Below are 21,176 nucleotides of genomic sequence, written 5' to 3'. Positions count from 1 at the left end.
TCAGTTGGCCCCCGAGAATTCCTTGTGCTTGTTCACGATCGCTCGGGCGATCATGTTCACCGCGAGGGTGATGACGAAGAGCATGAGGCCCGCGGCGATCAGCTCGTGGAGGCGCATGCCGAAGGCCTCCGGGAAGTTCAGGGCGATCTCCGACGGGATCGTCTGGTTTTTGCCCGACTCGACGAGCGACCAGGCGAACACGCCGCCCGAGAGCACCATGGTCACGGCCATGGTCTCGCCCAGCGCGCGGCCCAGGCCGAGCATGATCGAGGAGACGATGCCGGCGCGGGCGAACGGGAAGACGGTCATCTTGATCATCTCCCAGCGCGTGGCGCCGAGGCCGAGCGCGGCCTCCTCGTGCAGCTTCGGGGTCTGCGTGAAGATCTCGCGGCAGAGCGCGGTGATGATCGGCAGCACCATGACCGCGAGCACGACGCCGGACGTCAGCAGCGTGCGGCCGGTGGTGCTGGCACTGCCGGAGAAGAACGGGATGAAGCCGAGGTACTTGTTGAGCCAGGCGTAGATCGGCACCATGAGCGGCGCCAGGGTCAGCCACCCCCACACGCCGTAGACCACCGACGGGATGGCGGCCAGCAGGTCGATGACGAAGCCGACCGGCTGGGCGATGCGCCGAGGGGCGTAGTGCGAGATGAACAGCGCGACGCCGACGGCGACCGGGGTGGCCAGCAGCAGCGCGATGATGGCGGCCATGACCGTGCCGGCCATGAGCGGCCAGACGTACTGGAAGAAGGAGTCGGCGGACTCGAGCTCGGCGCCTGGCTTGATGGCCGGCCATGCCTCCCCCACCAGGAAGATGGCCACGAAGGCGAGGACGAGAAGGATCAGGACGGCGGACGCCAGGGCGAAGCCGGAGAAGATGCTGTCTCCGGCGGTGCCGCGACGCGAGCCGCGCAGCGACGTGGACGAGCCCTTGGTCGTCTCGACGGCAGGTGAGGTCACGGTGCTTTCCCTCGATTGCGGGGTCAGTGGGCGGGGATGGGCCGTGCGGGACGGTGCCCGGAGGCGGCTTCAGCCGCCGGGCCCCAGCAGGGGCTCGGCGGCCGAAGCGGAGGGACGATCAGGTCGAGGACCTGGGTCAGCCCTGGACGGAGATGGCCTCGATGCGCTTCATCGCGGCATCGCGGGTGGCGGCGGTGATGGGGGCGTTGCCGGCGGCCTCCTGGGCGGCCTTCTGGCCGTCCTCGGAGATGACGTACTCGCCGAAGGCCTTCACCTGATCCACGGTCTCCTGCGAGTCGTACTGGTTGCAGTAGATGTGGTAGGAGACCAGCACGACGGGGTACACGCCCTGCTCGGTGGTGGCACGGTCGATCTCGAGCGAGCCGTCCTCCTTCTCCTCCGAGGTCTCGACCAGCTTGGCGGCGGCCTCCGGGGACTCCTTCACGTACTCGTCGCCGACCTTGACGTCGACGGTGCCCAGGGTGCCCACGGCCGAGGCGTCGGTGTAGGTGATGGCGCCCTCGGTGGAGGAGGCCTGACCCACGACGCCCTTGGTGCCCTGCGCGGACTCGGCGGTGATGTCGGACGGCCACTCCTCGGCGACCTCGTAGGTCCAGGCCTCCGGGGCGGCCTCGGAGAGGTAGGACACGAAGTTCTTGGTGGTGCCGGACTTGTCCGAGCGGTGCACGACGGTGATGTCGGTGTCGGGCAGCTCGACGCCCTCGTTCTGCGAGGCGATGGCGTCGTCGTTCCACTTCTTGATCTCGCCCGAGAACACCTTGGCCACGGTCTCCGCGTCCATCTTGATGTCCTCCTTGACGGAGGGCAGGTTGTAGGCGATGGCGATCGGGGAGACGTAGGCGGGCACGTGGAAGGCGCCCTGGTCGCCGCAGACCTCCTTGGCCTTGTCGGCCTCCTCGTCCTTCATGGCGGAGTCGGAGCCGGCGAAGGAGACGGCGCCGGCGAGGAACTTCTCGCGGCCGGCGCCGGAGCCGTCCGGCGAGTACTGCACGGTCAGCTCGGGGGCGACCGAGGTCACGCCGTCGGCCCACGCACCGATGGCGGACTCCTGCGAGGTGGCGCCGGCGCCCTTCAGCTGGCCCTTGGCCTCGGAGGTCGCCTGCTCGGAGCCGGTGTCCCCGGCGGCGGAGGAGGACGAGCCGCTGTCGGTGTTGCCCGCGGAGGAGCAGGCGGTCAGGGCGATGGCGGCCACGGACAGGAGGGCGGCGGAGCGGCCGAAGCGGTGAGCCTTCACGAAGAGCCTCTTTCAATCGGATGACGACGGTGAGGGCAGAGCGTCCGGCTGGCCCGGTTCTGCACCGCACCCGACCGTACGGGCCAGAGGTGAATCAAGTGCTCGGCCGGGGTGAACAGATGGTGAACTGGAGCGGCATTCGCAGGAATGATCTGTGCCGTGGGTCACAATGCCTGGTTGGGCCTCGCACGGCGGGGGCTCCGCGGCGTCGGACTAGGCTGGCCGCATGACGGACCGCTTCGCCACCGCCACGGGCACGGTGCCGATGGTCGACCCCCAGACCCGCGGGGAGCGCCTCGGCCGCTTCCTGCGTCGGCGCGCCCGTGCGGGCTGGTCCCGCGTCCGCTCCTCCGTGGGCCAGGCCGCCCTCGTCGCTGTCTGCGCGGTGGGCGCCTACTGGTTCGCGGAGGCCGTCCTGGGCCACCAGCAGCCCCTGTTCGCCTCCACCGCCCTACTGATCGCCCTCGGCTTCCAACGGGAGCCGAAGCTGCGCAAGGTGGCCGAGGTCGCCGTCGGCTGCACCGTCGGCATCCTGATCGGGGACCTGCTCATGGTCGGGCTCGGCCGCGGCCTGTGGCAGGCCTCGGTGGTCGTGTTCGTGTCCGTGATGGTGGCCCGGTTCCTGGACTCCGGCGCCACGTTCACGATGCAGATGTCCCTGCAGTCCGTCCTCGTGGTCCTCCTGCCCATCGGCACGGGAGGGCCGTTCGTCCGCAGCCAGGACGCGGTCGTGGGCGGCGTCCTGGCCCTGCTCGTCACGTTCCTCTCGCCCCAGGACGTGCGCCGCCCCGCGGTGCGTCAGCTGGGTGGGCTCTACGACTCGATCGCCACGGTGCTGCGCGACCTCTCCCGGGCCCTGCGGGAGGACGACTCCCGCACCGCCTGGATGGCGCTCGTGGCCAGCCGCGGCACGCACACCACGCTGGAGGCGCTGCGCAAGGAGCTGCGCGTCACGCATGAGCAGACCCTCTTCAACCCGCTGCACCGCTCCTCGCGCTCCTTCGTGGACGACGCGGTGAACGCGGCGGACCGCTCGGACCTGGCGGTGCGCTCCCTGCGGATCGTGGCCCGGCGGGTGGTCGCGGTCCTGGACGAGGGCGTGTTCGACGACGACGACCGCGCGCGACTGGCCGCCTGGTTCGACGACGCCGCGGACGCCGTCGAGATCCTGCACCGCTCCCTCGTGGAGCCGCAGGCCGAGGGCCGCCATCGCTCGCTGTCCGTGGCGCGGGACGCCCTGGGGGCGGCCGCGTCCGCACTGGACCCGCACCAGCTGGGCGGCGGGTCCGTGCACGGCGAGGCGCTCGTGATGCTGCTGCGGCCCATGATGGTGGACCTCATCGAGGCCACGGGCGCCGAGCACGACGAGGCGCGGGCCTACCTGCCCCGCGTCTGAGCCCGACGGCGGCGCGCGGCCCCGGCGGTCGACGTCGGACCGCGCGCGGGCCGGCTAACGCGTCCGCCCCGGCTCCTAGAGTGGGCGCATGGCCACCAAGACCGCCCCGAAGCGTGCCCCCGGATACCGCTGCACCGAGTGCGGCTGGACCACCGTGAAGTGGGTCGGCCGCTGCGGGGAGTGCCAGTCGTGGGGCACGGTCGAGGAGATCGGGCTGACGTCCACCACCGGTCGCACGCGCGCGGCCACGGTCGCGGAGGTCGCGCCGCGCATCGGGGACGTGGACGCCACGCTGGCCTCGTTCCGCTCCACCGGGGTGCGCGAGCTGGACCGCGTGCTCGGCGGCGGCCTCGTGCCGGGCGCGGTGATCCTGCTGGCCGGCGAGCCGGGCATCGGCAAGTCCACGCTGCTGCTGGACGTGGCCGCCCAGACGGCCCGCGGCGCGGGCGGCGGCGGCCCGCACTCGGTGCTGTACCTGACGGGTGAGGAGTCGGCGGCGCAGGTGCGCTCCCGGGCAGACCGGATCGGGGCGATCGCGGACACCCTGCGTCTGACGGCGGAGACGGACCTGGGCCGGGCACTGGGGCAGATCGAGCGGACGGACCCGGAGCTGGTGATCGTGGACTCCGTGCAGACCCTGCAGTCCACCGAGGTGGACGGGATCGCCGGGGGCGTCAGCCAGGTGCGCGAGGTGGCGGCCAGCCTCATCCGCACGGCCAAGGAGAAGGGGATCACCACGGTCCTGGTGGGCCACGTGACGAAGGACGGGACCATCGCGGGTCCGCGGCTGCTCGAGCACCTCGTGGACGTGGTCTGCCAGTTCGAGGGGGACCGTCACTCACGGCTGCGCCTCGTGCGTGCCGTGAAGAACCGCTTCGGACCCACGGACGAGGTCGGCTGCTTCGACCTGCGGGAGGACGGCATCGAGTCCCTGGACGACCCCTCCGGTCTGTTCCTCTCGGGCGTCTCGGAGCCGGTCGAGGGCACGTGCGTGACGGTGACGCTCGAGGGCCGGCGCCCGCTCGTGGCCGAGGTGCAGTCCCTGCTCACCCCGTCCGCCGGCGGCAGCCCGCGCCGCACCGTCTCCGGTGTGGACGCGGCGCGCGTGAACATGCTCCTGGCCGTGCTCCAGCGCCGGGCCCGTTTCGCCCTCGCCCAGGACGACTGCTACGTGGCCACCGTGGGCGGCGTGCGGCTCTCGGAGCCCGCCTCGGACCTGGCCGTGGCCGTCGCCGTGGCCTCGGCGAAGCTCTCGGCCCCCGTCCCGCAGGGGATGATCGCCGTCGGTGAGCTCGGGCTGGCCGGGGAGGTGCGCCCCGTGCCCGGCATCGGGCGACGGGTGCGCGAGGCCGCCCGCCTGGGCTTCACCCGCGCCCTGGTCCCCCGCTCCCCCGAGCCGCTCGGGGACGTCCCCGCGGGCTTCACGGTGGCGGAGGTCGGCTCGATCGGCGAGGCCCTCGCCACGATGCCCACGTGGACCGGCGGCGGCCCGGCCGCGCATCCGGAGGCCGGCCCCGGCCGCTGACGGCGCGGCCGGCTCAGCGGGACGGTGACGGCGACGGGTCGGTGGTCGAGACCGACGCCGGGGACGGCGAGGCCGACGCCGAGGCTGAGGCGGACGCCGGAGCTGAGCCGGACCCCGACGGGGAGGCGCTGCCGCTCGAGGAGGGGGCGGCCGAGGAGCTGCCGTCTTGGGCCCCCGGGGCGAGCTCCTCGAGGATCTTCAGCGCGACGGGGCGGGAGGTGACGTCGCCGAGGCCGACCGTCAGCAGATGGGGCCCGGGCTCCGCGAGAGCGCCGAGGCGGCCGCAGTCCTGGCTCGAGGCGCGGCCGGACCAGCGGTACACGGCGGTGAGCTCCTCGTGCGGGTACAGCACCCGCTGGGCCTCCGCGGGGTCCGCCTGGCAGATGCGGGTGGAGAAGACGTCGTCGCCCTCGGCCGTGCGGATCGTGAACTCCTGCCGGGCCGTGCCCACATCCGTGCGGCACGGGGTCGAGGAGAGGTTCGTGATGCCCAGGCGCAGCTCGGCCTCCTCGCCCCGCTGGTACTCGGACCGGTCCGCGGAGGCGGCGATCCGCAGGTCCGAGGGCTGGCACTCGGCCGCGTCCTCGAGGGCCACGGTGGGCGAGGCGGAGCCGGACTCGGCGTCCGTGGCCGGGGCGGGCGACGGGGAGTGCACCGGCGTCGGAGCGGCCGAGGGGTCGGCGTCCTCAGAGGAGAAGGCGCCGATCCCGGCGCGGACGAGCGCCACGACGGCCCACCCCACCAGGAGCAGGAGCACGAGGGCGAGCAGGGCGGCCACGAGCCGCCGGCGGCGGTAGACGGCGGGGGACGGCTTCGACCCGGGGGAAGTCGGACGAGACGGCATGCGATCCAGGGTAGGCGGCGGCGCACCCTACAGTGGACGCCATGCCCGCGCCCGCCCCCCTCGTCCCGCCCACGGTGGACGTGCCGCGCCTGCACGACGCGGTGCTGGGCTGGTTCGCCGTCCACGCCCGGGACCTTCCCTGGCGCAGCCCGGACTGCTCCCCGTGGGGCGTGCTCGTCTCGGAGATCATGCTCCAGCAGACACCGGTCGTGAGGGTGCTGCCCCGCTGGCGGGAGTGGCTGGAGCGCTGGCCCACCCCCGCGGACCTGGCCGCCGCCCCCACCGCAGACGTGCTCACGGCCTGGGACCGGCTCGGCTACCCGCGCCGGGCCCTGCGCCTCCAGGAGGCCGCCCGGGCCGTCGTCGAGCGCCACGACGGCCGGGTGCCGGCCGACCCCGCCGCCCTGCGCGCCCTGCCCGGCATCGGCGAGTACACAGCCGCGGCGGTCGCGAGCTTCGCGTTCGGCATCCCCGAGACCGTCGTGGACACCAACGTGCGCCGGGTGATCGCGCGCGCGGTCGCGGGTGAGGCCCTGCCCGGCAGGTCGCTGACCCGCGCCGAGATGCGCCGCGCCCAGGCCCTGATGCCCGCGGACCCCGCCCGCGCCAACGCGTGGAACGCGGCCGTCATGGAGCTCGGGGCCCTCGTCTGCACCGCCCGCTCCCCCGCCTGCGACCGCTGCCCCCTGGCGGAGATGTGCGCGTGGGTCGCGGCGGGCTCGCCGCCGCCGGCGGAGGTGCCGCGCGGCCAGGCCTGGGCCGGCACGGACCGTCAGGTGCGCGGGGCCGTGATGGCGGCCGTCCGCGAGCACGGGCGCGTGGCCGAGGCGGAGGTGCCCGCCGTCGTCGTGGCCGGGGGGCGGCTCGGGTCGCACCGCCCCGAGGACGCGCAGTGGACGCGGTGCGTGGCTGGGCTCGTGGCGGACGGGCTGCTGGCCCGGGACGACGACGGCGGCCTCACCTTCCCGGCCTGACCTCGCCGGGGCACGGGGCGGCCCGCGGTGCGGGGGCTCAGAGGCGGCGGATCATCCGCGTGTTGCCCAGCGTGTTCGGCTTGACCCGGGCGAGGTCGAGGAACTCGGCGACGCCCTCGTCCGTGGAGCGCAGCAGCTCTGCGTAGACCTCCGGGTCCACGGCGGACTGGTCCGCCATCACCTCGAATCCGTGCCGGCGGAAGAACTCGACCTCGAAGGTCAGGCAGAAGACCCGCTCGACGCCCACGGCCCGCGCGCGGTCGAGCAGCTCCTCGATGATCAGGTGCCCGACGCCGGTCCCCCGGTGGGCCTCCGAGACGGCGAGGGTGCGGACCTCGGCGATGTCCTGCCACATCACGTGGAGGGCGCCGAAGCCGGCCAGGGTCCCGTCCGCCTCCTCGGCGACCACGAACTCCTGGATGGCCTCGTAGTAGGCCACGGCCTCCTTCTGGAGCAGAACGCGCTCCCGCGCCAGCGGCTCCACGAGCGCCTGGATGACCGGGACGTCCTGGGTCCGCGCCGAGCGGAGGGTGAGGGGGCGGTCGGCAGGCATGGGGTCCAGTCTAGGCACGGGCATCCCGGCCCTGGACAGACGGGAGCCCCCGTCCCGGCGGACCGGGCGGGGGCTCCCGCGGCGTCGACGGCAGGCTCAGGCCTGCTGCTCGCCCTCGTCCCCGGACAGGAACTTCTCCTGCGCGCCGTCGACACCCTTGTTCACGGTGTCGCCGTGCTCGCCGAGCTTGTCGCCGTGCTGCTCCTGAGCGTTGTCCACGGCCTCGTTGATCTTGTCCGAGTGCTGGTTTGCGAGGTTGTTCAGGTCACCGATACCCATGGGCGGCCTCCTTCTTCTCGGGGCTGTTCCGCGGCCGTCCCGGCGAGCGCCGGGTCGAAGCGGAGACAGGACCACCGTCGAGCGGTCACAGACCACAGTGGCACCGATCCCGCCGCGAGGGAACCCCTCTCGTGCCTGCGGGGAGGCGGGCCGGTTCAGCGGTCCTTCGGGAGGCCGTCCTTGATGCCGGCGGCGGTATCGCGGACCTCGGCCCCAGCGTCCCGCGGGGGGACGACGACGGCCCGCCGCCTCCTCCCCGAGGGAAGGGGCGACGGGCCGTGGGCACCGGACGCGCGGTCCGGCGTCGTGGATCAGGCCCCGCGGGTCACGCGGAGCGGTCGGCGTCCACCGGATCGCCGGCACCGGGCTCGAGCTCGGCCAGGTCCGCACCCTCCAGGGCCTCCCGGCCGCCGGAGAACGTGAACGTCAGCTCGGCGCCCTCCCCCTCGCCCGTGGCGTCCACGGTGATGTGGGAGCCGGCCGGGATCTCGCCGAAGAGGATCTTCTCCGAGAGCTGGTCCTCCACCATCTGCTGGATGGTGCGGCGCAGCGGGCGGGCGCCCATGGCCGGATCGTAGCCGCGGTCCGCGAGCAGTTCCTTGGCGGACTGGGTGAGCTCGATGGACAGGTCCTGCTCCGCCAGGCGCTTGCCGAGGCGGGAGATGAACAGGTCCACGATCTCCACGATCTCGTGCTTCTGCAGCTGCGGGAACACGATCACGTCGTCCACGCGGTTGAGGAACTCGGGGCGGAAGTGCTGGCGCAGCTCCTCCTTGACCTTGCCCTTCATCCGCTCGTACCCGGTGGTGGTGTCCGTGGCCGACTGGAAGCCGGTCATGACGCCCTTGGAGATGTCCCGGGTGCCGAGGTTCGTGGTCATGATGATCACGGTGTTCTTGAAGTCCACCACGCGGCCCTGCGAGTCGGTCAGGCGACCGTCCTCAAGGATCTGCAGCAGGGAGTTGAAGAGGTCCTGATGGGCCTTCTCCACCTCGTCGAACAGCACCACGGAGAACGGACGGCGGCGGACCTTCTCGGTGAGCTGGCCGCCCTCCTCGTAGCCCACGTAGCCGGGAGGGGCACCGAACAGACGCGAGACGGTGTGCTTCTCCTGGAACTCGGACATGTCCAGCGTGATGAGCGCGTCCTCGTCCCCGAAGAGGAACTCCGCGAGGGACTTGGCCAGCTCCGTCTTGCCGACGCCGGTGGGGCCGGCGAAGATGAACGACCCCGAGGGGCGGTTCGGGTCCTTCAGGCCCGCGCGGGTGCGGCGGATGGCGCGGGACAGGGACTTGATCGCCTCGTCCTGGCCGATCACGCGGCGGTGGAGCTCCTCCTCCATGTTGCGCAGGCGGTCCGTCTCCTCCTCGGTGAGCTTGAACACCGGGATGCCGGTGGACTTGGAGAGCACCTCGGCGATGAGGTCCTCGTCCACCGTGGCGACGTCGGCGTCCGCGCCGGTGCGCCACGCCTGCTCCTTCTCGCGGCGCTCGTCCTCGAGCTGCTGCTCCTGGTCGCGCAGGCGGGCGGCGCCCTCGAAGTCCTGGCCGTCGATGGCGGCCTCCTTCTGGGTGCGCACCTCCGCGATCCGGGACTCGTAGGCCTTGATCTCCGGCGGCACGGTCATGCGACGGATGCGCAGACGCGCGCCGGCCTCGTCGATCAGGTCGATGGCCTTGTCCGGCAGGTGCCGGTCGGAGACGTAGCGGTCCGCCAGGCCGGCGGCGGCCTTGAGCGCGCCGTCGGTGATGGAGACCTTGTGGTGCGCCTCGTAGCGGTCCCGCAGGCCGCGCAGGATCTCCGTGGCGTCCTCGACGGACGGCTCGGCGACCTGGATCGGCTGGAAGCGGCGCTCGAGCGCGGCGTCCTTCTCGATGTGCTTGCGGTACTCGTCCAGCGTGGTGGCGCCGATGGTCTGGAGCTCGCCCCGGGCCAGCATCGGCTTGAGGATGCTGGCGGCGTCGATCGCGCCCTCGGCCGCGCCCGCCCCGACGAGGGTGTGGATCTCGTCGATGAACAGGATGATGTCCCCGCGCGTGCGGATCTCCTTGAGCACCTTCTTCAGGCGCTCCTCGAAGTCGCCGCGGTAGCGGGAGCCGGCCACGAGGGAGCCGAGGTCCAGCGAGTAGAGCTGCTTGCCCCTGAGCGTCTCCGGGACGTCGCCGCGGTCGATCGCCTGGGCCAGGCCCTCGACGACGGCGGTCTTGCCGACGCCGGGCTCGCCGATGAGCACGGGGTTGTTCTTGGTGCGGCGGGAGAGCACCTGCATGACGCGCTCCATCTCACCCGCACGCCCGATGACGGGATCCAGCTTGCCGTCGTGCGCGGCCGCGGTGAGGTTGCGTCCGAACTGGTCCAGCACCACGGAGCCGGCGTTCTGGCCGGACTCCGCACCCTGGCCCACCCCGGCGCCCGCGGTCTCCTTGCCGCCCTGGGCGCCGCCCTGGTAGCCGGAGAGCAGCTGGATGACCGTCTGACGGACGCGGTTCAGGTCCGCGCCGAGCTGCACGAGGACCTGGGCGGCCACGCCCTCGCCCTCGCGGATCAGGCCGAGCAGGATGTGCTCGGTGCCGATGTAGTTGTGGCCGAGCTGCAGCGCCTCGCGCAGGGACAGCTCGAGCACCTTCTTGGCGCGCGGCGTGAAGGGGATGTGGCCGGGCGGGTTCTGCTGGCCCTGGCCGATGTCCTCCTGGACCTTCTCTCGCACGGCGCCCAGGGAGATGTCCATGGACTCCAGTGCCTTGGCTGCGACGCCCTCACCCTCGTGGATCAGTCCGAGCAGGATGTGCTCGGTGCCGATGTAGCTGTGGTTGAGCATGCGCGCCTCTTCCTGGGCGAGCACGACCACCCGACGGGCGCGGTCGGTGAATCTCTCGAACATGGGCACACTCCTTGCGTACGGTCGTGGTCGAGACTACGCACCCGGACCGCGTGCCGCGCGGCTGTTCGCCAGCGGGAGAAGCCGCCCGGCCGTCGTCGGGAGGGGCCGGAACGAGGCCCGGGGACGCCGATTCCTCGACGCACCCGGGCGGGGCGCTCACTTGCGCTTCGCGTTGCGGTAGGCCTCCACCACGTCGCGGTGCAGACGGCCGCGGCTCGAGACCTCGTAGCCGTTCTCGGCCGCCCACTTGCGGATCTGGGCGGCCTCGACCTTGGGCGACGGCGGCGCCACGGCGCGGCCCTTCTTCATGTAGGGCTTCAGGAACTCACGGAGTTCCGCGGCGTGCTCCTTCGACAGGTCGATCTCGTAATTGCGACCGTCCAATGCGAAGTTCACGGTCTCATCTGCAGGCGAACCGTCAAGATCATCCACGAGGACCACTTCTACCTTCTGTGCCAACGGTGATTCCCACTTTCTTCTCTCGTGCGCGTGTCCCTGGGTTCCGGTCTTCGCTCTCGGGCTTCTTCCCCGCGTGCTCACGATTCCGGCCGTGCACTTGTGGTGATTCAAGAATACCGCAACAAAGCCGGGCAGAAGGATTCTTCAACGCCGGGGGAGGAATCTCAGCGGGCGCGGTCCTCCGGATCGGCCTCCGGCCCTCCCTCGGCTCGGCGTCGGGCCGCCCACTCACGGGCCTCGGCCTCCTCGCGGGCCGCCCGCGCGTCCGCGCCCGAGAGCCGGCGGGCCTGACTCTCGCGCTCACCCGTGTCCGAACGCAGCAGGGAGCGCATTACCAGCCAGAAGATGAGCCCGAGGCCGATCGAGGGGGCGAGGACGGAGAAGTAGTCCCAGAAGTCGGCCATGTCAGGCCTCCGGCTTGAGCAGCGGGAAGAGGATGGTCTCGCGGATGCCGGCGTCCGTGAACAGCATCACCAGGCGGTCGATGCCCAGGCCGATGCCGCCCATGGGCGGGGCGCCGTATTCGAGGGCGCGCAGGAAGTCCTCGTCCAGCTGCATGGCCTCGTCGTCGCCGGCGGCCGCCATCGCCGACTGGGCGGTCAGGCGCTCGCGCTGGATGACGGGGTCGATCAGCTCGGAGAACGCGGTGCCGCGCTCCATGCCGCCGATGATCAGGTCCCACGCCTCGATGACCCGGTCGTCCGAGCGGTGCGGGCGCGCGAGCGGCTGGGCGGCCGGCGGGTAGTCGTACACGAACGTGGGGTTCATCAGGGTGGGCTCCACGATCTCACCGAACAGCTCGATCACGAGCTTCTCCGCGTCCCACGCGGGGTCCACCTTGACCTCGTGCTCCGCGGCGATCGCCCGCAGCATCTCGGCGTCCGTGTCCGGGGTGATCTCGCGGCCCACGGCCTCGGACAGCCCCGGGTACACGGCGACCCAGGCCCACTCGCCGTCGAGGTCGATGACGCCCTTCGCGGTCTCGAGCCGACGCCCGGCGCCCACCGCGTCCGCGGCGTTGAGGATGATCTCCTGCATCCGCTCGGCCATGACGTGCATGTCCGCCCATGCCTCATAGGACTCGAGGGTGGTGAACTCGGGCGAGTGGGTCGAGTCCACGCCCTCGTTGCGGAACACGCGGCCGATCTCGAACACGCGGTCGATGCCGCCGACGACGGCGCGCTTGAGGTACAGCTCGGTGGCGATGCGCAGGGTCATCGGCTGGTCGAACGCGTTGAGGTGCGTCTCGAAGGGACGTGCGAGGGCGCCGCCGTGGACGAGCTGGAGCATCGGGGTCTCCACCTCCACGTAGCCGTGGCCCTCGAGGGTGCGCCGCACCGCCGAGGTGACCTTGGCGCGGGTGTAGACCATGCGGCGGGCCTCCTCGCGCACGATCAGGTCCGCGTAGCGCTGGCGGACGCGGGTCTCCTCGTTCAGGTCCGCGTGCAGCACGGGCAGGGGGCGCAGCGCCTTGGAGGCCATCTCCCACGCCGAGGCCATGATGGACAGCTCGCCGCGGCGCGAGACGATCACCTCGCCGGTGACGGAGAGGAAGTCGCCCAGGTCCACGACCTTCTTCCACTCGGCCAGGGACTCCTCGCCGACGGCGGCCAGGGACACCATGACCTGGAGGCGGACGGCCTCCCCGTCCGCGCCGGACTCCTGCAGGGTGGCGAAGCAGAGCTTGCCGGTGTTGCGGAGGAAGACGACGCGCCCGGTCACCGACACGGTCTCGCCCGAGGTCCAGTCGGGCTCGTGGCCGTCGAACCGCTCACGCACCTCGGCCAGCGCGTGGGTGCGCGGCACCTGCACGGGGTAGGCCTCGCGGCCCGAGGCGAGCAGCTGCTCACGCTTGGCGGCGCGGACGGCCTGCTGATCGTGGTGGTCGACGGCGGCGGAGGCGGAGTTCTGGGTGGTCACGGTCCCCGAGTCTACCGACGGCGCCCCGCCGGTCAGCCGCGCACCTCGGGGTTGACGAGGGCCGGGACCTCCGCGCCCGTGGCCATGGCGATCGCGTTGCGCGCGGCCAGCTCGGCCATCGCGGCGCGGGTGTCCCGGGTGGCGGAGCCCAGGTGCGGCAGGAGCATCACGTTCTCCAGCTCGGCCAGGCCCGGGGCGAGGGCGGGCTCGTCCTCGTAGACGTCCAGACCGGCCCCGAAGAGCCGCCCCTCGCGCAGGGCGGTGACGAGGGCCGCCTCGTCCACCACGGGCCCGCGGGCCGTGTTGACGAGGACGGCGTCGTCCTTCATCTTCGCGATCACGTCCGCATCCACGAGGTGGTGGGTGTCGTCCGTCAGGGGCACGTGGAGGGACAGGACGTCCGCGGCCTCGACGAGCTCCTCCCAGCGGACCTGACGGACGCGGCCGGCGAGGTCGCCGAGCTCCTCGGCCGCCACCTCCCGGTGCGCGGGCGGCCGCGGCGCGAACACGACGTCCATGCCGAAGGCGAGCGCGCGCTCGGCCACCGCCTTGCCGATCCGCCCGAAACCGGCCAGGCCTAGGGTCGCGCCGTGCACGTCCCTGCCCACGAGCAGGTCCGGCGCCCAGCCGTGGAAGCGCCCCTCGCGCACCGTCCGCTCACCCTCGTGGGCGCGGCGGGTCACACCGAGGATCAGGAGCATCGCGATGTCCGCCGTGGCGTCCGTGAGCACGTCCGGGGTGTTGCCGACGGCGATCCCCCGCCGCGTCGCGGCGGCCACGTCCACGTTGTTGTAGCCGACCGCGTAGTTGGCGATACCCCTGATCCGCGCGTCGGCGAGCACGTCGGCGGTGAACTTCTGGTCCAGGGCCGAGACGACGACGTCGTAGTCCCCCGAGGCCACCAGCCGCGCGAGCGCGGCGTCCCCTCCGACGTCGGCGCCGTCCACCACCTCTCCGGCCGCGCGCAGCATCCCGAGCCCGGGCTCGGGGAGGCGGGTCATGAGCAGGAAACGGGGGGTCACGGCAGCGCCTCACTCTCGGATCGGGGCGGGGAGGACGGGGCGTCGTCCGGCGTAACCAGGCTAACCGCGGATGGCGGGTGCGGCCCGGGCCGACGCCCCTTATGATTGACTCTCGTCAATCATTGACTCATGTCAATCACCGCGTCGCCCCTCCCGCCGAAGGACCCCATGACCCCGACCTCCCCCGCCCCCGAGGCCGTCGCGCCGGCCGGCGCCCCCTCGCTCGAGCGCGCCGCCGACGACGCCGCGCGCCACCGCTCCGTGCTCCAGGCCCTCACCGGCCTCCTGCTGGGCATGTTCGTCTCGATGATCGCCAACACGGTGGTCTCGACGTCGATGCCGGTGATCATCCACGACATCGGCGGCGACCAGACCGCCTACACCTGGGTCATCACCTCGGCCCTGCTCGCCACGGCCATCGCCACCCCGATCTGGGGCAAGCTGGCCGACCTCGTCAACCGCAAGGTCCTCTTCCAGCTCGCCCTGGTGCTCTTCGTCGCCGCCTCCGCGGCGGCCGGCTTCACCCACGACCCGACCTTCCTGATCATCTGCCGCACCGTGCAGGGCCTGGGCGGCGGCGGCCTCGCCGCGCTGAGCCAGGTGATCATGGCGGACATCATCAGCCCGCGTGAGCGCGGCCGCTACATGGGCCTGTTCGGCGCCGTGATGGCCGTGGCCACGGTGGGCGGCCCCCTGGCCGGCGGCGTGATCACCGACCTGTGGGGCTGGCGCTGGAACTTCTTCGTGGCGGTGCCCTTCGCCGTCGTCGCCCTGGTGATGGTGCAGCGCACCCTCCACCTCCCGCACCGCGAGCGCCAGAAGGTGTCCATCGACTACCTCGGCATCGTGTTCCTGGCCGCGGCCACCGCGCTGCTGCTGATCTGGGTCACCAGCGCCGGCCGCGACTTCGACTGGGCCAGCACCACCACCGCGTGGATGCTCGGCGGCGTCGCCGTCGCCACCGTCCTGTTCGTCGTGACCGAGCTGCGCGTCGCCGAGCCGCTCATCCCGCTCACCCTCTTCCGCGACCGCACCTTCACCCTCGCGACGATCGCCTCGATCGCCACGGGCCTGGCCATGTTCGGCTCCTCCGTCTACCTGGCCCAGTACATGCAGCTCGCCCGCGGCGCGACCCCGACCCAGGCCGGCCTCATGACCATCCCGATGATCGTCGGCCTGCTCGTGTCCTCCACGGTGATCGGCGGCGTCATCACCCGCACCGGCGTGTGGAAGCGCTGGCTCGTGATCGGCGCCGTCCTGCTGATCGCCGGCACCGGCCTGCTCGGCACCCTGCACTACGACACCTCGTTCTGGCTGGTGTCCCTCTACATGTTCCTGCTCGGCGCCGGCGTCGGCATGACCATGCAGAACCTCGTGCTCGTGGTGCAGAACACCACGGACCCGCGCCAGATGGGCGTCGCCAGCTCCGGCGTCACCTTCTTCCGCACCCTGGGCGGCAGCATCGGCGTCGCCGTGATGGGCGCCGTGGTGTCCAACGTGGTCCCGGACCGCATCGAGGAGCGCCGCGCGGACCTCGCCGCGGCCCTGCGCAGCCTGGGCCCGGACGCCGCCGAGTGGTCCGAGAGCCTGAAGTCCAGCACCCTGCCACGCGTGGCGGAGATGCCGGACGGCCTGCGCTCGATCTTCGAGGACGTCTACGCCACCGGCATCTCCCAGGCGTTCCTCGTGGGCGTGCCGCTCGCGATCGTCGCGCTGGCCGCGATCCTGTTCCTGCCGAACATCCCGCTGGGCCGCATGACCGCCTCCGAGCGCCTCCACGCCACCCGCGCCGACCTGGCCACCCACTCCACGGCCGAGGCCATGCAGACGCTGCCCGCGACCGGACCGATCCCCGTGGTGACCGCGGCCCAGGGGCGGCATCCGGCCGAGGACCCGGAGGAGCCCCGGGCGGTGGCGGCCGAGCGCCCGGCGACGGCATCACCGGTGGCCGGCCGGCCCGTCGTCCCCGCGGCGCTGGCCGTGGCGGGGACAGCCCTGCTGGCGGTCGTCGTCACCGCGCTGGTCCGGGCCCGCCGTGGCTGACGGCGCCCCGGACCCGGTCGGAGGCGGCGACGACGCAGGCTTCGAGGCCGCCGCCCAGGGGCTCGAGCAGGCGTTCTCGCGTCTGGTCCTGCAGCACCGCCAGGTGATGGCCCGCTACGCGGCGGCCCTCAGCCCGGACCTGTCCGTCGGGGCGATGAAGGCGTTCATGATGCTGGCCAACGGAGGGACCATGACGCCCTCGGCCGTGGCCGAAGGCCTGCTGGTGGACCGCGCCCAGGTCTCCCGCATGGTCCGCGACCTCGAGGCCGCCGGGCTGATCACCCGCGAGCCGGACCCGCGGGACCGCCGCTCCGCCCTCCTGAGCGCCACCCCCGAGGGGCTCGCCCGCCTCGACGCGGTGCGCGGCGGCCCGGCGGGTCGCGGGCTGCGCCGCGACCTGGCGCGTTGGGACAGCGAGGACATCCGGACGCTGACGCGCCTGCTGGACCGGCTGGCCGCCGAGCGGCAGACCCGGATGCAGGACCCCGCCGAATCCGAGTGAGCCGCCGGCCGGAGCCGCGGGGCCCGGCCGGCGTGCGGGATCACCAGATGGTGACGCGCTCCTCCGGGGCCAGCCACATGGGGTCCCCCTCGCGCGTGCCGAACGCCTCGTGGAAGGCGTCGATGTTCTTGACCACCTGGTTGCAGCGGAACTCGTTGGGCGAGTGCGGGTCCGAGGCGATGCGGGTGACCATGGCCTCCGGTCGCGTGAGCTGACGCCACACGGTGGCCCAGGCGGTGAAGAACTCGCGGTCCCCGGCCGCGGCGTCGAGGGAGGCGCCGTCGCCCTCGTCCCGCCAGATCTCCAAGGCGCGGTGGGCGATGCCCAGGCCGCCGAGGTCGCCGATGTTCTCCCCGAGGGTGAACTCGCCGTTGACGCGGTGGTCCGGGGCCTCGGCCGGGGAGAGCGCGTTGTACTGGGCCACCAGCCGGGAGGTGCGCTCGGTGAACGCCGCGCGATCCTCCTCGGTCCACCAGTCCTCGAGCCGACCGGCACCGTCGTACCGCGAACCCTGGTCGTCGAAGCCGTGGCCGATCTCGTGGCCGATCACGGCGCCGATCGCCCCCATGTTCGCCGCCATCGAGGACTCGGGATCGAAGAACGGCGGCTGCAGGATGGCGGCCGGGAAGACGATCGCGTTCTCGAGCGGCGAGTAGTACGCGTTCACCGTCTGCGGCGTCATGTGCCACTCCTCCGGGTCCGGCCCGTCCGCGATCTTGCGCAGGTCCCGCTCCCACTCGAGCTCCGAGGAGGAGCGGGCGTTGCCCAGCAGGTCGCCGGCGTGGACCTCGAGGGCGGAGTAGTCCAGCCACTTCGAGGGGTAGCCCACCATGGGACGGAACATCGCCAGCTTCTCGAGCGCCCGCTGACGGGTCTCCTCCCCCATCCACTCGAGCTCCTCGATGGACCGGCGGTAGGCCTCCTGGAGCAGGCCCACGAGCTCGTCCATCGCGGCCACGTGACCCTGCGGGAAGTGGCGGGCCACGTAGAGCTGCGCCACGTCCTCGCCGGCCGCCCCGTTGACGAACGCGACCGCGCGCTTCCAGCGCGGACGGACCTCCTCGGTGCCGGCCAGGCGGCGTCCGTAGAAGGAGAAGTTCTCCTGCACGAAGGCGTCCGGCAGGAACCCGGCGAAGGAGCGCAGCACCTGCAGGATCAGCCAGTGGCGCCAGTCCTCGAGGTCGGCGGCCTCGGGGCCGTCGAGCAGCTCCTGCACACCCGAGAGGAAGTCCGGCTGCCACACCACGACCTCTGCGGCGCGCTCGCCCGCGGCGTCCACGCCCTCGAGCCAGGCGTCGGCCAGGGGGAAGAGCTCCGTCAGCCGGTCGTGGGTCATGAGGTTGTAGCGGGCCACGGCGTCCCGGGTGCGGACCACGTCCCAGTGCAGGGCGGCGATGCGCTTCTCCAGCTCCACCACCCGGGTGCCCAGCGCGGCGGCCTCGGCTCGGTCCGCGCCGATCCCGGCCAGCGCCAGCAGGCGGCCGGTGTGCTCGGTGTACTGCTGGAGGATCTCGGCGTAGGTCTCGTCCCGGTAGTAGGACTCGTCCGGCAGGCCCAGACCGCCCTGGAGCAGGTGCAGGAGCATGCGGTCCGGGTTCCCGGCGTCGTTGAGGGCGCCGGTGTTGATGAGGCCGGAGACGCCCTGGCGCTGCAGCCTTCCGGACAGGGCGAGCAGCTCCGCGGGGGTGGACACGGAGGCCACCGCCGCCAGGTCCGAGGCGATCGGCTCGAGGCCGCGGGCCTCCACGGTCTCGTCGTCCATGAAGGAGGCGTACAGCGCGGCGATCCGGCGCTTGAGCTCCGGATGCTCCGTGCCCTCCGCGTCCTCCTCGTCGAGGGGGGCGAGCGGGGCGTCCCGGTGCGCACCGGCCGCGGCCGTGGCCTGCACACGCGCCTGGGCGGGGTCGAAGCCCGTGCCGACCTCGCGCACGGCGTCCTCGCACAGGTGCCGGACGGCGAGCTCGGCCGCGTCCCGCAGCTCGAGGAACGCGCCGTAGGCGCCCTGGTCCGCGGGGATCTCGTGGGTGTCCAGCCACCCGGCGTTGACGTGGCGGTACAGGTCCTCGCGTGGCGACGGGACTTCGGGCTCGGCGGTGGCGGTCACGGCGGATCCTCCTGGACGTGGGGGGGTGGGACGGTCTCGCACGGCACTCTAGCCGTGACACCGGACACGACGACGGGCACACACCCTGGTCGGGTGCGTGCCCGTGGTCGTGGGGACGGCCGACCCGGGGGCCGCCGTCGGGAGGCGGGGGTCAGCCGACCTCGGCGGCCAGCTTCGCGAGCGACTCCTCCATCTGCTCCTCGGAGACCATCGGGAAGAGGTTCTTCTCCAGCAGCTCCGGGTCGGTCACGGCGGTCCAGTCGTAGGTGAGGGACACGACCGTGCTGCCGGAGCCGTTGTCCTCGAGCCGGTAGATCCACTGCCAGCCCTTGGGCTCGGTGCCGGCGGGGGCGGTCTTCCAGCCGACCAGCTTGTTGGGGTCGTAGGCGACCACGTGGTTGTCGGTCTGGTAGTCGCCGCCCATGTGCTCCGCGTGCATGTTCATGGTGAACACGTCGCCGACCTTCTGGATGCGCTGGGTCTTGTCGTCGGACTGCACCATGCCCGAGCCGTCGAACTTCGCGTGGTTCGCGGGCAGGGTCAGGAAGTCGAACACGTCCTTGGCGGACGCGTCGATGGTCCGGGTGACGGTCTGCTGGGTCTCGCCGTGGGCGGTCTTGTTCATCTCGGTCATGGGATCAACCTAGACACGGGGCCGGGGCGGGCGACAAGGTCTGAGGCTCAGTCCGGCACGTTGCGGCCACGCCGGAACGCGGACACGCTGCGGTGGCCGGCCACGCTGAACCGCCACGGGAAGCGCACGGAGCCGCCCTCCCCCGAGACGCCGACGCGCGGGCCCGTCACGACCTCGATCGGCGGCTCGGCCGGTTCGCGGGGCGCGGGCGGGGCCAGGAGGAAGCGGGCGGGCGCGGCCGGCGCGGCGAGGCGGGCCGGGGTGCCGCCGTCGTCGGCCACCTCCGGCGGCGCGGTGACGATCTCCACGGGCGCGTGGCCCATCTCCAGGGTGATGCCGAGGCCCTGGCCGAGGTTGCCCGGCCCGGAGAGCAGCCTGGGGCCGGTGTCCCGGCCACGGCGGGCCACCGCGAGGTCCCCTCCCGCGAGCACCTCGGCCGCACGCAGCAGCACACCGCCGGCCTCCCCCTCGGGGTGGCCCACCAGGTTCAGGCAGCGGTGGATGCCGTAGTTCAGGTACACGTACGTGCGCCGCGGCGGCCCGAACAGCGCGGCATTGCGCTCGGTGCGACCACGGAACGAGTGGGCGCCGGGGTCCGCGCCCGCGTTCCCGTACGCCTCGGTCTCGGTCAGCCGCACGGTGACGGCGCCGTCCGGGGCGACGACGGTCAGCCGGCACCCCAGCAGCGTCGCGGCGAGCGCGGGCGAGGGGCCGTCGAAGGCGGCGGCGAGACGCTCCGGGGTCACGGCAGCGGCCCCGCGACGGGCAGCACCATGGTGTCGATCAGCCGGACGGGCGGCACGTGCGCGGCCACGAGGGCGAGGGCCTCGCGGCGCAGCGGCTGGCACAGCAGCTCCGGACCGAGTTCGGCGAAGGTGTCCCGGTCCACCACCACGAGGTGGTCCAGCTCGACGCCCGGCTCGTCCTCGACCATCCGACGAGCGGCCTGGACGTCGACGGGCTCGCCGGCCGCCGCGGCGTCGGCCAGGGAGCGCAGCGCGCGGCTGAGGACGAGCGCATGCTCCAGGCCCGCGGCGTCCAGGCGGGTGTTGCGGCTGGAGAGCGCGAGGCCCTCGGGTGAGCGGACGATGGGCACGGCGCGGACGTCGACGTCGATGTCCAGGTCCATGGCCAGGCGGCGCAGGACGGTGAGCTGCTGCGCGTCCTTCTGGCCGAAGTAGCTGCGCAGGGCCGGCACCGCCGGGCGCACGATGTTCCACAGCTTCGCCACGACGGTGGCCACGCCGTCGAAGTGGCCCGGGCGGGAGGCGCCCTCGAGGACCTCCCCCATGCGGCCGGCGGAGACGGTGACGATCGGTGCGTCCGGGTAGCCCGGGTACATCTCCTGCACGTCCGGGGCGAACACGACGTCGGCGCCCGCCGCCGTCAGCAGGTCCAGGTCCGCCTCCAGGGTGCGCGGGTAGTGCTCCAGGTCGGCCGGATCGCCGAACTGGAGCGGGTTCACGAAGATGCTGACCGCCACGACATCGTTCTCGGCGCGGGCCCGCCGCACCAGGGCCGCGTGGCCGCCGTGGAGGGCGCCCATCGTGGGGACCAGGCCGACGGTGACGGGCTCGGGGCCGCCGTCGTCCGTGGCGTGGGCGACGAGCTCACGGAGAGCGGAGCGCATCTCGGCGACGGTCCGGGCCAGACGCGGGCGCGCGGAGACGCCGTCGGCCTCGGCCGTCACGGGGGCCGGGAGGGCGTCCTCGAGGGTGAGGCCGGTGCCGGCGGGGACGGGACGCTGGTCGGGGACGCGGTCGAGAGGGGTCACCGTCCGAGTCTAGGCACGGGGCCGACGGGGTCCGCCAGCGGGCACAACACC

19 protein-coding genes are annotated in these 21,176 nt (G+C 72.7%); 5 read left to right on the top strand and 14 right to left on the bottom strand.

Annotated features, from left to right (window positions below):
• Positions 1-960, bottom strand: a complete 960-nt coding sequence (gene pstC, locus AC0VX4_RS00515; RefSeq protein WP_002856092.1) for a phosphate ABC transporter permease subunit PstC — start codon at positions 958-960, stop codon at positions 1-3.
• 136 nt (positions 961-1,096) lie between these two features.
• Positions 1,097-2,215 (bottom strand): phosphate ABC transporter substrate-binding protein PstS, encoded by a 1,119-nt coding sequence (locus AC0VX4_RS00510; protein ID WP_475464448.1) that lies wholly within the window; start codon positions 2,213-2,215, stop codon positions 1,097-1,099.
• A gap of 226 nt (positions 2,216-2,441) precedes the next feature.
• Here AC0VX4_RS00510 and AC0VX4_RS00505 point away from each other — a divergent pair, with 226 nt between their 5' ends.
• Positions 2,442-3,611, top strand: coding sequence for an FUSC family protein (locus tag AC0VX4_RS00505; protein ID WP_145033052.1), 1,170 nt, complete (start codon positions 2,442-2,444; stop codon positions 3,609-3,611).
• Positions 3,612-3,699: 88 nt separating this feature from the next.
• Entirely contained in the window at positions 3,700-5,136 is a 1,437-nt protein-coding gene (gene radA / locus AC0VX4_RS00500; RefSeq protein ID WP_475464447.1) for a DNA repair protein RadA, read from the top strand.
• Positions 5,137-5,149: 13 nt separating this feature from the next.
• Here the strand turns inward: radA and AC0VX4_RS00495 are convergent, their stop codons facing one another.
• Positions 5,150-5,980: a hypothetical protein gene (locus AC0VX4_RS00495; RefSeq protein ID WP_145033058.1), complete on the bottom strand. Its 831-nt coding sequence runs from the start codon at positions 5,978-5,980 to the stop codon at positions 5,150-5,152.
• A gap of 41 nt (positions 5,981-6,021) precedes the next feature.
• Between AC0VX4_RS00495 and AC0VX4_RS00490 the strand changes: the two genes are divergently transcribed.
• The gene (locus tag AC0VX4_RS00490; protein ID WP_186321693.1) at positions 6,022-6,954 is read left to right on the top strand and encodes an HhH-GPD family protein; all 933 of its coding nucleotides are present in this window, start codon (positions 6,022-6,024) and stop codon (positions 6,952-6,954) included.
• 37 nt (positions 6,955-6,991) lie between these two features.
• Here the strand turns inward: AC0VX4_RS00490 and AC0VX4_RS00485 are convergent, their stop codons facing one another.
• The 7 genes from AC0VX4_RS00485 to AC0VX4_RS00455 all read right to left on the bottom strand — a co-directional run bounded on the left by AC0VX4_RS00485 (position 6,992) and on the right by AC0VX4_RS00455 (position 14,068).
• The gene (locus AC0VX4_RS00485) at positions 6,992-7,507 is read right to left on the bottom strand and encodes an amino-acid N-acetyltransferase (RefSeq protein ID WP_002856080.1); all 516 of its coding nucleotides are present in this window, start codon (positions 7,505-7,507) and stop codon (positions 6,992-6,994) included.
• A 96-nt stretch (positions 7,508-7,603) separates the two neighbouring features.
• A complete protein-coding gene (locus AC0VX4_RS00480) occupies positions 7,604-7,786 on the bottom strand; it encodes an Rv0909 family putative TA system antitoxin (protein WP_002856078.1) in 183 nt (60 codons plus the stop codon).
• Positions 7,787-8,111: 325 nt separating this feature from the next.
• Positions 8,112-10,667, bottom strand: a complete 2,556-nt coding sequence (locus tag AC0VX4_RS00475) for an ATP-dependent Clp protease ATP-binding subunit (protein ID WP_060774549.1) — start codon at positions 10,665-10,667, stop codon at positions 8,112-8,114.
• Between the two features lie 156 nt (positions 10,668-10,823).
• Positions 10,824-11,126, bottom strand: coding sequence for a histone-like nucleoid-structuring protein Lsr2 (locus AC0VX4_RS00470; protein WP_036314827.1), 303 nt, complete (start codon positions 11,124-11,126; stop codon positions 10,824-10,826).
• Positions 11,127-11,290: 164 nt separating this feature from the next.
• Positions 11,291-11,530, bottom strand: a complete 240-nt coding sequence (locus AC0VX4_RS00465) for a hypothetical protein (protein ID WP_002856071.1) — start codon at positions 11,528-11,530, stop codon at positions 11,291-11,293.
• A 1-nt stretch (position 11,531) separates the two neighbouring features.
• Entirely contained in the window at positions 11,532-13,046 is a 1,515-nt protein-coding gene (gene lysS / locus AC0VX4_RS00460) for a lysine--tRNA ligase (protein WP_002856069.1), read from the bottom strand.
• Positions 13,047-13,078: 32 nt separating this feature from the next.
• Positions 13,079-14,068 (bottom strand): 2-hydroxyacid dehydrogenase, encoded by a 990-nt coding sequence (locus AC0VX4_RS00455; protein ID WP_002856064.1) that lies wholly within the window; start codon positions 14,066-14,068, stop codon positions 13,079-13,081.
• Positions 14,069-14,236: 168 nt separating this feature from the next.
• On the opposite strand from AC0VX4_RS00455, the gene AC0VX4_RS00450 reads away from it, so the two are divergent.
• Together AC0VX4_RS00450 and AC0VX4_RS00445 are read left to right on the top strand one after the other, a co-directional pair.
• Positions 14,237-16,111 carry an MDR family MFS transporter gene (locus AC0VX4_RS00450; RefSeq protein ID WP_002856062.1) on the top strand — a complete coding sequence of 625 codons (1,875 nt, stop codon included), beginning with the start codon at positions 14,237-14,239 and terminating at the stop codon, positions 16,109-16,111.
• Positions 16,104-16,613 carry a MarR family winged helix-turn-helix transcriptional regulator gene (locus AC0VX4_RS00445; RefSeq protein ID WP_002856060.1) on the top strand — a complete coding sequence of 170 codons (510 nt, stop codon included), beginning with the start codon at positions 16,104-16,106 and terminating at the stop codon, positions 16,611-16,613. The genes AC0VX4_RS00450 and AC0VX4_RS00445 overlap by 8 nt, the downstream gene beginning before the upstream one ends.
• A 40-nt stretch (positions 16,614-16,653) precedes the next feature.
• On the opposite strand, the gene AC0VX4_RS00440 is transcribed toward AC0VX4_RS00445, so the two are convergent.
• The 4 genes from AC0VX4_RS00440 to panC form a co-directional block, all read right to left on the bottom strand.
• The gene (locus AC0VX4_RS00440; RefSeq protein WP_002856058.1) at positions 16,654-18,717 is read right to left on the bottom strand and encodes a M13 family metallopeptidase; all 2,064 of its coding nucleotides are present in this window, start codon (positions 18,715-18,717) and stop codon (positions 16,654-16,656) included.
• A gap of 151 nt (positions 18,718-18,868) precedes the next feature.
• A complete protein-coding gene (locus AC0VX4_RS00435) occupies positions 18,869-19,351 on the bottom strand; it encodes an SRPBCC family protein (protein ID WP_002856056.1) in 483 nt (160 codons plus the stop codon).
• Positions 19,352-19,398: 47 nt separating this feature from the next.
• Positions 19,399-20,097, bottom strand: coding sequence for a DNA-3-methyladenine glycosylase (locus AC0VX4_RS00430; protein ID WP_002856048.1), 699 nt, complete (start codon positions 20,095-20,097; stop codon positions 19,399-19,401).
• Positions 20,094-21,125: a pantoate--beta-alanine ligase gene (gene panC, locus AC0VX4_RS00425; protein ID WP_002856043.1), complete on the bottom strand. Its 1,032-nt coding sequence runs from the start codon at positions 21,123-21,125 to the stop codon at positions 20,094-20,096. Before panC ends, AC0VX4_RS00430 begins: the two co-directional genes overlap by 4 nt.
• Positions 21,126-21,176 lie beyond the last annotated feature (51 nt).

The sequence above is a fragment of the Micrococcus sp. 63XJN7_8_ISO-PGPR-S23-253 genome (genome assembly GCF_056173425.1).
The sequence above is the reverse complement of the archived record's forward strand: the minus strand, read 5'-3'. Positions and strand labels throughout refer to the sequence as shown.